We start from the raw sequence: 12491 nt of genomic DNA, 5'->3' as shown, positions 1-12491 counted from the left end.
TCCCGCTTTTCAATCCACACCCTTTATGGCTTTTAACATTACGAGGTGAATGATGAGACTGATTCCGCTGGCAACCGCGCAGCAGGTAGGTAAATGGGCCGCCCGCCATATCGTTAAGCGTATCAACGCGTTTAACCCCACCGCCGATCGTCCTTTTGTACTGGGCCTGCCTACGGGCGGCACGCCGCTGGAAGCCTACAAGGCGCTGGTTGAGATGCATAAAGCGGGCCAGGTAAGCTTCAAACATGTCGTTACGTTTAACATGGATGAATATGTCGGCTTGCCGAAAGAGCACCCGGAAAGCTACCACAGCTTCATGCACCGCAATTTCTTTGATCATGTTGATATTCCGGCTGAAAACATCAACTTGCTGGATGGCAATGCGCCCGATGTTGACGCAGAATGCCGTCGTTATGAAGAGAAAATTCGCGCCTATGGCAAAATTCATCTCTTTATGGGCGGCGTCGGCAACGACGGCCACATCGCGTTTAACGAGCCAGCCTCTTCGCTTGCTTCGCGTACCCGCATTAAAACCCTGACGCATGATACGCGCGTGGCCAACTCGCGCTTTTTTGGCGGCGACGTCAGCCAGGTGCCGAAATATGCCCTGACCGTCGGCGTCGGCACGCTGCTCGATGCTGAAGAAGTCATGATTCTGGTGCTGGGCCACGTGAAAGCGCTGGCGTTGCAGGCGGCAGTTGAAGGCAACGTAAACCACATGTGGACTATCAGTTGCCTGCAACTGCACCCGAAAGCCGTTATTGTTTGCGATGAGCCGTCTACCATGGAGCTCAAAGTGAAGACGCTGCGTTACTTCACCGAACTCGAAGCTGAAAATATTAAAGATCTTTAAGCGCATTTACACCGGGGGTCACTATGTATGCCTTAACCCACGGCCGAATTTTTACCGGCCATGAAATTCTGGATGACCATGCGATTATCGTCGCGAATGGCCTTATCGAACGCGTTTGCCCGCTGGCGGAGTTACCCTCCGGCATTGAACAGCGCAACGCGGGTGGCGCCATTATCGCCCCCGGGTTTATCGATGTGCAGTTAAACGGCTGCGGGGGCGTGCAGTTTAACGACACCGCCGAAGCCGTAAGCGTTGAAACGCTGGAGATAATGCAGAAAGCGAACGAGAAATCGGGCTGCACCAGCTATCTGCCGACCCTTATCACCGCAAGCGACGATCTCATGAAGCAAGGCGTGCGGGTGATGCGCGAGTATCTGGCGAGCCATAAAAATCAGGCGCTTGGCCTGCATCTGGAAGGGCCGTGGCTCAATATCATCAAAAAAGGAACGCATAATCCGGCCTGGGTACGTAAACCGGACCAGGCGCTGGTCGATTTTTTGTGCGAAAACGCAGATGTCATTACTAAACTGACGCTCGCGCCGGAAATGGTCGAGCCGGAGGTGATTCGCCAGCTCACCGCAGCAGGCATTGTTGTCTCCGCCGGTCATTCCAACGCCACGCTGAAAGAAGCGAAAGCAGGCTTTCGCGCCGGCATCCGCTTCGCCACGCATTTGTTTAACGCCATGCCTTATATCACCGGGCGTGAACCGGGCCTGACTGGGGCGATTTTCGACGAGCCGGATCTTTACTGCGGCATCATCGCCGATGGCCTGCATGTTGATTTCGCCAACGTTCGCACCGCGAAAAAGGTGAAAGGCGATAAGCTTTGTCTGGTGACAGACGCCACGGCGCCGGCGGGCGCTAATATTGATGAGTTCATTTTTGCTGGCAAAACCATATACTTCCGTAACGGGCTGTGCGTGGATGAGAACGGAACCCTGAGCGGCTCCGCGCTAACCATGATCGAAGGCGTGCGTAACCTAGTCGAGCATGTCAACATTGCACTGGACGAAGCGCTGCGCATGGCGACGCTTTATCCGGCCCGCGCGATGGGCGTGGATAAGACGCTTGGGTCAATCGAAACCGGAAAAGTGGCTAACCTGACCGTCTTTACCCGCGATTATAAAATCACCCGGACCATCGTTAACGGCAACGAGGTCTTTACTGAGTAAGATAAGGCATGACAACTGGCGGACAGGCTCAAATAGGTAACGTTGATCTGGTAAAACAGCTTAATAGCGCGGCGGTTTACCGCCTTATCGACCAACACGGGCCTATCTCGCGTATTCAGATAGCGGAGCAGAGCCAGCTTGCGCCCGCCAGCGTCACCAAAATTACTCGCCAGCTTATTGAGCGCGGTCTGATCAAAGAAGTGGATCAACAGGCCTCTACGGGAGGTCGCCGCGCTATCTCGATTATCACAGAGACACGCCCTTTTCATGCGATTGGCGTACGCCTTGGGCGCAACGACACCACGCTTACACTTTATGATTTGAGCAGCAAAGTGGTGGCGGAAGAACACTATCCCCTGCCGGAGCGCACCCAGGAAACGCTGGAGCATGCGTTGCTCAACACCATCGCGCTGTTTATCGAAGCGCAGCAACGTAAAATCCGCGAGCTTATCGCCATCTCAGTCATTCTGCCGGGCCTTGTCGATCCGGAAAGCGGCGTGATCCGCTATATGCCGCATATCCCGGTGCAAAACTGGGCATTAGTGGAGGCGCTGGAAAAACGCTTCAACGTGACCTGTTTTGTGGGCCACGACATCCGCAGTCTGGCGCTGGCCGAGCACTACTTCGGTGCAAGCCAGGATTGCGAAGACTCTATTTTAGTGCGCGTTCACCGTGGCACAGGCGCAGGCATTATCTCTAATGGCCGAATTTTTATTGGCCGCAACGGCAACGTGGGCGAAATAGGCCATATCCAGGTTGACCCGCTCGGCGAGCGCTGCCACTGCGGCAACTTCGGCTGCCTGGAAACCGTCGCGGCGAACGCTGCCATTGAGCAACGCGTACGCCAGCTTCTGGAAAAAGGCTACCAGAGCCGGGTTACGCTTGATGAGTGCACAATAAAAGCCATCTGCAAGGCCGCCAACAAAGGCGATGAACTGGCGTGTGAAGTCATTGAACAGGTAGGGCGTCATCTGGGTAAAACCATCGCCATTGCAATCAACCTGTTCAATCCGCAAAAGATTGTAATCGCGGGTGAAATTGTGGAGGCAGAAAAAATTCTGCTGCCTGCGGTGGAAAGCTGCATTAATGCCCAGGCGCTGGCGGCGTTTCGTAAAAATCTTCCCGTAGTGCCTTCCACGCTGGATCACCGTTCCGCTATTGGCGCGTTCGCGCTGGTAAAACGAGCCATGCTCAACGGCATGCTGTTGCAGCGTTTGCTGGAAAGTTAACAGGGTTTCAACCTTAACCAGGCTATAGTTACGCCTTTCTTTTCTTTGAGCCAGAGTAGTCGATGACCATCCAGAGCGTAATTTGTGATATTGATGGCGTGCTGATGCACGACAACGTTGCCGTCCCGGGCGCCAGCGAATTCCTCACCCGCATTCTTGAAAAAGGCATGCCGCTGGTGCTGTTGACCAACTACCCTTCCCAGACGGGGCAGGATCTGGCTAACCGTTTCGCCTCCGCAGGCATTGATGTTCCCGACAGCGTTTTTTATACCTCAGCCATGGCCACCGCCGATTTCCTGCGTCGTCAGGAAGGGAAAAAAGCCTATGTCGTGGGCGAAGGGGCGTTGATCCATGAGCTATACAAAGCAGGTTTTACCATTACCGACATTAACCCTGACTTTGTCATCGTTGGCGAAACGCGCTCCTATAACTGGGAGATGATGCATAAAGCCGCCTTTTTTGTGGCGGGCGGCGCGCGTTTTATCGCCACTAACCCGGATACTCACGGGCGCGGCTTTTACCCTGCTTGCGGCGCGCTCTGTGCTGGCATTGAGAAAATTTCCGGGCGTAAGCCTTTTTACGTGGGCAAACCCAGCCCGTGGATTATTCGCGCCGCGCTCAACAAAATGCAGGCCCATTCCGAACAGACGGTGATTGTCGGCGACAACCTGCGCACCGATATCCTGGCGGGTTTTCAGGCGGGCCTGGAGACGATCCTGGTGCTTTCGGGCGTTTCGACGATTAACGATATTGACGCCATGCCGTTCCGTCCCTCCTGGATTTACCCCTCCGTCGCTGAAATCGACATCATTTGATGCTCTTTAGCCGCGTAATACGCGGCTTTTGTTTTAAAGATTGCTGGCATCATTTCAAAAACAGCATTCAATTTTAAACGCTGTTTATTGCGGATCCGCTAATTTCATTGGCTTCTGCATAACCGTTTTTCACTATTCGCTAATCCTTGCTGCACTATTTCTTTCTGGCGCGCTAAAGCGCTTGCATTGACTGGCGCGTTTACGGCATTTTCTTTAGTAAGCAAGGCGCGCCGCGGCCAAAAAGAGAAAAATGACGCGGCGCTCTGACAACAAACGCAACATCACCGCCAGGGTTAACGGAGAAGTCTATGTGTTCTATTTTTGGTGTGCTGGATATTAAAACCGACGCGGCAGAACTGCGTAAGAAAGCGCTGGAGCTTTCTCGCCTGATGCGTCATCGCGGCCCGGACTGGTCCGGCGTCTATGCCAGCGATAAAGCTATTCTCGCGCATGAACGTCTTTCTATTGTCGACGTTAATGCCGGCGCTCAGCCGCTCTACAACCCAAAGAAGACGCATGCACTTGCCGTTAACGGTGAAATCTATAACCACCAGGCGCTGCGCGCTGAATATGGCGACCGCTACGCTTTTCAGACCGGCTCTGACTGTGAAGTGATCCTCGCGCTGTATCAGGAAAAAGGCCCCGAGTTTCTCGACGAGCTGCAAGGCATGTTCGCTTTTATCCTTTATGACAGTGAAAAAGAGGCTTACCTGATTGGGCGCGACCACATTGGCATCATTCCGCTGTATATGGGGTATGACGAACACGGCAACCTTTATGTCGCCTCGGAAATGAAAGCGCTGGTGCCGGTTTGCCGTACCATCAAAGAGTTCCCGGCGGGCAGCTATCTGTGGAGCCAGGACGGTGAGATTCGTCCTTACTACACTCGCGACTGGTTTGAATACGACGCGGTTAAAGATAACGTGACCGACAAGGCGGAACTGCGCCAGGCGCTGGAAGACGCGGTGAAAAGCCATCTGATGTCTGATGTGCCGTATGGCGTGCTGCTTTCTGGCGGGCTGGATTCATCGGTGATTTCCGCGATCACCAAAAAATTTGCCGCGCGCCGTGTGGAGGATCAGGAGCGTTCAGAAGCCTGGTGGCCGCAGTTGCACTCCTTCGCCGTGGGTCTGGAAGGTTCGCCTGACCTGAAAGCCGCACAGGAAGTGGCAAACCATCTGGGCACCGTGCACCATGAAATTCATTTCACCGTGCAGGAAGGGCTGGATGCGATTCGCGATGTGATTTACCACATTGAAACTTACGATGTGACGACCATTCGCGCCTCCACGCCGATGTATCTGATGTCGCGTAAAATCAAAGCGATGGGCATTAAAATGGTGCTGTCTGGCGAAGGTTCTGATGAAGTCTTTGGCGGCTATCTTTATTTCCATAAAGCGCCAGACGCGAAAGAGCTGCATGAAGAGACGGTGCGTAAGCTACAGGCTCTGCACATGTTCGACTGCGCCCGCGCCAACAAAGCGATGTCCGCATGGGGCGTTGAAGCCCGCGTTCCGTTCCTCGACAAGAAATTCCTTGATGTGGCGATGCGCATTAACCCGCAGGACAAAATGTGCGGCAACGGCAAGATGGAGAAACATATTCTGCGTGAATGTTTTGAATCTTACCTGCCGGCAAGCGTCGCGTGGCGTCAGAAAGAACAATTTTCTGACGGCGTGGGTTACAGCTGGATAGACACCTTAAAAGAGGTCGCCGCGCAGCAGATTTCCGACCAACAGCTGGAAACCGCAAGCTTCCGTTTCCCGTATAACACGCCGACATCGAAAGAAGCGTATCTGTACCGCGAGATCTTTGAAGAGCTCTTCCCGGTACCCAGCGCCGCGGAATGCGTGCCGGGCGGCCCGTCAGTGGCCTGCTCTTCCGCTAAAGCGATTGAATGGGATGAAGCGTTCAAAACGATGAACGACCCGTCTGGTCGCGCGGTAGGCGTACATCAGTCCGCTTATAAATAATTCTTATGGTAAGCATAACGGGCCTGCTAAAGGCCCGTTTTTTTTCGCGCTGCGCAGGCCGCCGCGTCACTTTTTCCATTCTCCATACTGATAAATAAACAATAATTGACGAATATTGCATCAAGCTGTTCGCAAGCTAGTCAAACAGTCACATTCACGGTATTTTCACCAAAAAAGGTGTTGACGCTGCCAGGCCCAATACGCATAATGCGCCCCGCAACGCCGATAAGGTAACGCGAAAAAAGATGGCTACGTAGCTCAGCTGGTTAGAGCACATCACTCATAATGATGGGGTCACAGGTTCGATTCCCGTCGTAGCCACCATCTTTTTGCGGGAGTGGCGAAATTGGTAGACGCACCAGATTTAGGTTCTGGCGCCGCAAGGTGTGCGAGTTCAAGTCTCGCCTCCCGCACCATTTCCGTTAAGCGTTGCACGGATGGGGTATCGCCAAGCGGTAAGGCACCGGTTTTTGATACCGGCATTCCCTGGTTCGAATCCAGGTACCCCAGCCACCTTTCTTCGACTCTTGCGTGTTAACGCGTTAGTCGTTGGGGTATCGCCAAGCGGTAAGGCACCGGTTTTTGATACCGGCATTCCCTGGTTCGAATCCAGGTACCCCAGCCAGTCGATGCAGACTGGTGAAGAAACACAATTTGGCTACGTAGCTCAGCTGGTTAGAGCACAGCACTCATAATGCTGGGGTCACAGGTTCGATTCCCGTCGTAGCCACCATTTTCTTGGGGTATCGCCAAGCGGTAAGGCAGTGGATTCTGATTCCACCATTCCGAGGTTCGAATCCTCGTACCCCAGCCACTTATTAAAAAAGCCCGCTTCTGCGGGCTTTTTGCTTTTCTGCTGCTTTAGATTTCGTTACCAGCAAATCTCTTCTTTGCTTTTGCTGCCAGGCTAACTGCTTTCCCCCGCCTGAGCGGCAGGCGGAGTTGAACGCTATAAGTATGTTGTAACTAAGGGAGGCAATCCCTTATTTCTTACAGCCCGAGGGCATATTTCAATGCCTGCCGCTTCAGCGCGCCTGCACGCTGAGCCGCCATAAGGCCAATGTTGCGCAGCATGCGCACCGGCGGTAAAGCATTGCTGAAACCTGCGTAAAAGAGATCCATGCCGCTTTGCATAATGAAGTTGTCAATCTGCCGACGCCGTTCAAAGCGCTTCAGCACCGGTTCTGTAAACCAGGCTTCGCCGCGGCTGCGCGCATTAATAACCACATCCAGCAGCGCTTCAACATCACGATAACCAAGGTTAACGCCCTGCCCTGCCAGGGGATGAATGGTATGCGCCGCATCGCCAATAAGCGCCAGTCCCGGCTGAACGTAATGCAGCGCGTGGCGGCGGGTCAGCGGGAACGCGCCGCTGGCGACAGGCGTAACGTGGCCGAGGCGTGCTGGAAAGGTTTTCTCAATTTCCCGCTGCAATGACGTCATGCCCAGGGCTTGCAGCTGGCGGATCCGCGCGGGCCGGTCGTACCAGACCAGCGAAGCCCAGTTATCAAACAGCGGCAGGAATGCATGCGGGCCATTCGGGGTAAACTGTTGCCAGGTGCTGTCGCCCGGCGCCGCGTCGCACTGCACGCTGATAAGCATGCAGGATTGATCGTAATGCCAGGCATGAAGACCAATGCCCGCCCATTTGCGCACCTGAGAATTTGCGCCATCCGCGCCAATAACCAGCTTTGCGTCAAGAACAAGACCGTCCTCCAGCGTTAACTCGTACGCCGCGCCGCGCCGGTGCATCTGCGTGAGTTTCGCCGGGCAGAAGAGCGTCGCCTGCGGGTGCGCCTCAAGCGCCTCCCAGAGCGCGCGTTGCAGCACAGTGTTTTCCACCATAAAGCCCAGCTCGGGCAACTTCAGCTCATCGGCGTTAAACACAACGTGGGCGCTTTCCCACTCCCAGGTTTCAAGCTGGCGATACGGATGACTGCGCATGGCTTTTACCGCCTGCCAGACGCCAAGTCCTTTAAGCAAGTCGACCGACGCGCTGCTGATTGACGAAATGCGAATATCAGGCGCGCTTGCGGCGTCAAAAGCCGGCGGCGCGGCGTTATCTATTACCGCCACCTGAAAACCGTTTTGCGCCAGTCCCAGCGCCGCCGCCGCGCCGACCATTCCTCCGCCGACAACGACGACTTCAATAGGTTGATTTATCATGGTCATTTATCCTTAAGGTCGATGGCTTAAGTTTACCGGATTTTTTGCGGCTGTAAGCGACTCTGCGCAATACTGGTCACGAACCCGCCAAAGCATTACAATACGCGCCCTGCATTCCTGGCTTTAACTGAGCAATGGCAAGTCGATGACAAAAAAACTGCATATCAAAACCTGGGGCTGTCAGATGAACGAATACGATTCATCGAAGATGGCCGATCTGCTGGATGCCACCCACGGCTATGAACTGACCGATGTGGCTGAAGAAGCGGATGTTCTGCTGCTGAATACCTGTTCAATCCGTGAAAAGGCACAGGAGAAGGTTTTCCATCAGTTAGGCCGCTGGAAAACATTAAAGGAAAAAAATCCGGATGTGATTATTGGCGTTGGCGGCTGCGTTGCCTCTCAGGAGGGCGATCATATCCGCGATCGCGCACGCTACGTCGATATTATTTTTGGGCCGCAGACGCTGCATCGCCTGCCGGAAATGATTAATCAGGTGAAAGGCACCCGCAGCCCGGTCGTGGACATCAGCTTCCCGGAAATCGAGAAATTTGACCGTCTGCCGGAGCCGCGCGCGGAAGGCCCGACCGCCTTCGTCTCTATCATGGAAGGCTGCAATAAATATTGTACTTACTGCGTGGTGCCTTACACCCGCGGCGAAGAAGTAAGCCGTCCGAGCGACGATATCGTGCTGGAAATAGCCCAGCTGGCGGCGCAGGGCGTGCGGGAAGTCAACCTGCTCGGCCAGAACGTCAATGCCTGGCGCGGTGAAAACTACGACGGCACTACCGGCACGTTCGCCGACCTGCTGCGTCTGGTTGCGGCAATTGATGGTATCGACCGTATTCGCTTTACCACCAGCCACCCGATTGAGTTCACCGATGACATCATTGAGGTCTATCGCGATACGCCGGAACTGGTCAGCTTCCTGCACCTGCCGGTACAAAGCGGTTCCGACCGCGTACTGAACATGATGGGCCGCACCCACACCGGTCTCGAATACAAAGCGATAATTCGCAAGCTGCGCGCCGCGCGTCCTGATATCCAGATAAGCTCTGACTTTATCGTCGGCTTCCCGGGCGAAACCCAGCAGGATTTCGAACAGACCATGAAGCTTATCGCCGACGTCAATTTCGACATGAGCTACAGCTTTATTTTCTCCGCGCGTCCAGGCACGCCTGCCGCCGATATGGTGGACGATGTGCCGGAAGAGGAGAAAAAGCAGCGTCTTTATATTCTCCAGGAGCGTATTAACCAGCAGGCGATGGCGTGGAGCCGCCGTATGCTTGGCACGACCCAGCGCATTCTGGTTGAAGGAACCTCGCGTAAAAGCATCATGGAGCTGTCCGGACGCACCGAGAATAACCGCGTGGTGAACTTTGAAGGCACCCCGGATATGGTGGGTAAATTCGTTGATGTAGAAATTACCGAGGTCTTCCCTAACTCGCTGCGCGGCAAAGTGGTGCGCACTGAAGCGGAGATGGGCCTGCGCATGGCGGAATCTCCCGCCGACGTTATCGCCCGCACCCGCAAAGAGAACGAGCTCGGCGTCGGCATTTACCAGCCCTGATCCCCCGCATTGCCCGGCCGTATGCGCATAAAAAGCGCATACGGTCATTTACATTCGCTACACTTGTATTCTGCATCTCACACCCAAATATCAGTGCCGTCGCTTGCGCCTTTTTCCCTCGCCGTGAATAATTTCGACAGGGCCTGAGAAAATCAGCAGGCATCATTGTTCACCCTAACTGGCCCTGTGTGACCAAGAGGATAAGTTTGAATATCGAAACACGTGAAATTACGCTGGAACCCGCAGACAACGCCCGTCTGCTTAGCCTTTGCGGACCGTTTGATGACAATATCAAACAGCTGGAGCGCCGCCTCGGTATCGAAATCAACCGTCGCGATAATCACTTCAAACTCACCGGACGCACCATTTGCGTCAGCGCCGCTACGGATATCCTTCGCCATCTCTACGTGGATACCGCGCCGGTGCGCGGGCAAATCAAAGAGATTGAGCCGGAACAAATTCATCTGGCTATTAAAGAATTCCGCGTGCTTGAGCAAAGCGCGGAAAGCGTGCCGGAGTATGGCAAAGCGGTCAATATCAAGACCAAGCGCGGCGTCATTAAACCGCGTACGCCAAACCAGGCGCAATACATCGCCAATATTCTTGACCATGACATTACGTTCGGCATTGGGCCGGCAGGGACAGGGAAAACCTACCTCGCCGTCGCCGCCGCCGTCGATGCGCTGGAGCGTCAGGAAATCCGCCGCATTTTGCTGACCCGTCCGGCAGTAGAAGCAGGCGAGAAGCTCGGCTTTCTGCCAGGCGATCTCAGCCAGAAAGTAGACCCGTACCTGCGTCCGCTTTATGACGCTTTGTTTGAAATGCTGGGCTTTGAGCGCGTTGAAAAGCTCATGGAGCGCAATGTTATTGAAGTGGCGCCGCTCGCTTATATGCGCGGTCGTACGCTTAACGATGCGTTTATCATTCTCGATGAAAGCCAGAACACCACCATCGAGCAAATGAAGATGTTCCTGACCCGCATTGGCTTTAACTCCAAAGCGGTTATCACTGGCGACGTCACGCAAATCGACTTGCCGCGCAACATGAAATCGGGCCTGCGTCACGCCATTGAAGTGCTCTCTGAAGTGGAAGAGATCAGTTTCAACTTCTTCCACAGTGAAGACGTGGTGCGCCATCCGGTTGTCGCGCGCATTGTAAATGCTTATGAAGCCTGGGAAGAGGCGGACCAGAAGCGCAAAGCGGAACAGGCCGCCGAGCGTAAACGTGAAGCGCAGGCGCTGGCCGCCGGTGCGCAGGAGAATAAATGAGTCAGGTCATACTTGATTTGCAGATTGCCTGCGAAAACGCCTCCGGCTTGCCGGAAGAAGCGCAGTTTCAACGCTGGCTGGATGCTGTAATTTCGCAATTTCAGGAAGAAGCGGAAGTGACTGTCCGTCTCGTGGACGAGGCGGAAAGCCACGATCTCAACCTGACTTACCGGGGCAAGGATAAGCCCACTAACGTGCTTTCGTTCCCGTTCGAAGCGCCGCCCGGCATCGAAATGCCGCTGCTGGGCGACCTTATCATCTGCCGTCAGGTCGTTGAGCAGGAAGCAAAAGAGCAGGAAAAGCCGCTGGAAGCCCACTGGGCGCATATGGTAGTACACGGCAGCCTGCATCTTCTGGGTTATGACCATATCGAAGATGACGAAGCGGAAGAGATGGAAGGCATTGAAACCGAGATAATGCTTGCCCTGGGCTTTGCCGATCCGTACATTGCCGAGAAAGAGTAATCTGTGCGGCAGCTCGCTGCCGCCAGCGTTTTCTGCCGTCGCAGCGTGTTTTCGCCGCCGCCGACGACACATCAACCAACATGAGAACCTTGAATTAACGCCATGAGCGACGACAATTCACACAGTAGCGACTCACTTAGCACTAAAAAGGGATTTTTCTCCCTCCTTCTGAGCCAGCTTTTTCACGGCGAACCCAAAAACCGTGACGAACTGCTGGCCCTGATCCGTGATTCCGGCCAAAACGAGCTTATCGACGAAGATACGCGCGACATGCTCGAAGGGGTTATGGATATCGCCGACCAGCGCGTCCGCGACATCATGATCCCCCGCTCCCAGATGGTCACCCTGAAACGCAACCAGAGCCTGGACGAATGCCTCGACGTTATCATCGAGTCTGCCCACTCGCGCTTCCCGGTTATCAGCGAAGATAAAGATCACATCGAAGGGATCCTGATGGCGAAGGACTTGCTGCCGTTTATGCGCAGCGATGCCGAGCCGTTCAGCATGGAAAAAGTGCTGCGCCCGGCGGTGGTTGTGCCGGAGAGCAAGCGTGTCGACCGCATGCTGAAAGAGTTCCGTTCTCAGCGTTATCACATGGCTATCGTTATCGACGAGTTCGGCGGCGTTTCTGGCCTTGTGACCATTGAAGATATTCTTGAGCTTATCGTCGGTGAAATTGAAGACGAATATGACGACGAAGAGGATATCGATTTCCGTCAGCTGAGCCGCCACACCTGGACGGTACGCGCGCTCGCCCCGATTGAAGATTTCAATGAAACCTTCGGCACGCAGTTTAGCGACGAAGAGGTGGATACTATCGGCGGACTGGTGATGCAGGCCTTCGGTCACCTGCCAGCCCGTGGCGAAACCATTGAGATTGACGGTTATCAGTTCAAAGTCGCGATGGCTGACAGCCGCCGCATTATTCAGGTTCACGTCAGAATACCGGACAATTCGCCGACGCCAAAACTGGAAGACTAA

Annotated in this window: 10 protein-coding genes and 6 tRNA genes; 15 read left to right on the top strand and 1 reads right to left on the bottom strand. The window is 54.4% G+C overall.

What is annotated here, in order from left to right; translation table 11 throughout:
* Positions 1–52 precede the first annotated feature (52 nt).
* The 11 genes from nagB (at position 53) to DW56_RS16405 (ending at position 6856) form a co-directional block, all read left to right on the top strand.
* A complete protein-coding gene (gene nagB / locus DW56_RS16455; RefSeq protein ID WP_024552023.1) occupies positions 53–853 on the top strand; it encodes a glucosamine-6-phosphate deaminase in 801 nt (266 codons plus the stop codon).
* 23 nt (positions 854–876) lie between these two features.
* Positions 877–2025, top strand: coding sequence for an N-acetylglucosamine-6-phosphate deacetylase (gene nagA, locus DW56_RS16450; protein ID WP_024552022.1), 1149 nt, complete (start codon positions 877–879; stop codon positions 2023–2025).
* 8 nt (positions 2026–2033) lie between these two features.
* Positions 2034–3254, top strand: a complete 1221-nt coding sequence (nagC, locus tag DW56_RS16445) for a DNA-binding transcriptional regulator NagC (RefSeq protein ID WP_024552021.1) — start codon at positions 2034–2036, stop codon at positions 3252–3254.
* Between the two features lie 62 nt (positions 3255–3316).
* A complete protein-coding gene (locus tag DW56_RS16440; RefSeq protein ID WP_024552020.1) occupies positions 3317–4069 on the top strand; it encodes an HAD-IIA family hydrolase in 753 nt (250 codons plus the stop codon).
* A 308-nt stretch (positions 4070–4377) separates the two neighbouring features.
* Positions 4378–6042: an asparagine synthase B gene (asnB, locus tag DW56_RS16435; protein ID WP_024552019.1), complete on the top strand. Its 1665-nt coding sequence runs from the start codon at positions 4378–4380 to the stop codon at positions 6040–6042.
* Positions 6043–6289: 247 nt separating this feature from the next.
* Positions 6290–6366, top strand: a tRNA-Met gene (locus tag DW56_RS16430).
* A gap of 7 nt (positions 6367–6373) precedes the next feature.
* A tRNA-Leu gene (locus DW56_RS16425) sits at positions 6374–6458 on the top strand.
* A 22-nt stretch (positions 6459–6480) separates the two neighbouring features.
* Positions 6481–6555, top strand: a tRNA-Gln gene (locus DW56_RS16420).
* 37 nt (positions 6556–6592) lie between these two features.
* A tRNA-Gln gene (locus DW56_RS16415) sits at positions 6593–6667 on the top strand.
* Positions 6668–6698: 31 nt separating this feature from the next.
* Positions 6699–6775, top strand: a tRNA-Met gene (locus DW56_RS16410).
* A 6-nt stretch (positions 6776–6781) separates the two neighbouring features.
* Positions 6782–6856, top strand: a tRNA-Gln gene (locus tag DW56_RS16405).
* A 176-nt stretch (positions 6857–7032) separates the two neighbouring features.
* Here DW56_RS16405 and ubiF read toward each other — a convergent pair.
* Positions 7033–8208: a 3-demethoxyubiquinol 3-hydroxylase gene (gene ubiF, locus DW56_RS16400; protein ID WP_024551819.1), complete on the bottom strand. Its 1176-nt coding sequence runs from the start codon at positions 8206–8208 to the stop codon at positions 7033–7035.
* 145 nt (positions 8209–8353) lie between these two features.
* Between ubiF and miaB the strand changes: the two genes are divergently transcribed.
* The 4 genes from miaB (at position 8354) to corC (ending at position 12491) form a co-directional block, all read left to right on the top strand.
* Positions 8354–9778 (top strand): tRNA (N6-isopentenyl adenosine(37)-C2)-methylthiotransferase MiaB, encoded by a 1425-nt coding sequence (miaB, locus tag DW56_RS16395; protein WP_024551820.1) that lies wholly within the window; start codon positions 8354–8356, stop codon positions 9776–9778.
* Positions 9779–9984: 206 nt separating this feature from the next.
* Positions 9985–11046: a PhoH family protein gene (locus tag DW56_RS16390; protein ID WP_024551821.1), complete on the top strand. Its 1062-nt coding sequence runs from the start codon at positions 9985–9987 to the stop codon at positions 11044–11046.
* Positions 11043–11510: an rRNA maturation RNase YbeY gene (ybeY, locus tag DW56_RS16385; RefSeq protein WP_024551822.1), complete on the top strand. Its 468-nt coding sequence runs from the start codon at positions 11043–11045 to the stop codon at positions 11508–11510. Before DW56_RS16390 ends, ybeY begins: the two co-directional genes overlap by 4 nt.
* A 102-nt stretch (positions 11511–11612) precedes the next feature.
* A complete protein-coding gene (gene corC, locus DW56_RS16380) occupies positions 11613–12491 on the top strand; it encodes a CNNM family magnesium/cobalt transport protein CorC (RefSeq protein WP_024551823.1) in 879 nt (292 codons plus the stop codon).

The sequence above is a fragment of the Franconibacter helveticus LMG 23732 genome (assembly GCF_000463115.2).
Taxonomy (GTDB): domain Bacteria; phylum Pseudomonadota; class Gammaproteobacteria; order Enterobacterales; family Enterobacteriaceae; genus Franconibacter; species Franconibacter helveticus.
The sequence above is the reverse complement of the archived record's forward strand: the minus strand, read 5'-3'. Positions and strand labels throughout refer to the sequence as shown.

Coding starts and splice junctions, on each gene's coding strand:
- nagB (WP_024552023.1), top strand. CDS start 53: ATGAGACTGATTCCGCTGGCAACCGCGCAGCAGGTAGGTAAATGGGCC.
- nagA (WP_024552022.1), top strand. CDS start 877: ATGTATGCCTTAACCCACGGCCGAATTTTTACCGGCCATGAAATTCTG.
- nagC (WP_024552021.1), top strand. CDS start 2,034: ATGACAACTGGCGGACAGGCTCAAATAGGTAACGTTGATCTGGTAAAA.
- DW56_RS16440 (WP_024552020.1), top strand. CDS start 3,317: ATGACCATCCAGAGCGTAATTTGTGATATTGATGGCGTGCTGATGCAC.
- asnB (WP_024552019.1), top strand. CDS start 4,378: ATGTGTTCTATTTTTGGTGTGCTGGATATTAAAACCGACGCGGCAGAA.
- ubiF (WP_024551819.1), bottom strand. CDS start 8,208: ATGATAAATCAACCTATTGAAGTCGTCGTTGTCGGCGGAGGAATGGTC.
- miaB (WP_024551820.1), top strand. CDS start 8,354: ATGACAAAAAAACTGCATATCAAAACCTGGGGCTGTCAGATGAACGAA.
- ybeY (WP_024551822.1), top strand. CDS start 11,043: ATGAGTCAGGTCATACTTGATTTGCAGATTGCCTGCGAAAACGCCTCC.
- corC (WP_024551823.1), top strand. CDS start 11,613: ATGAGCGACGACAATTCACACAGTAGCGACTCACTTAGCACTAAAAAG.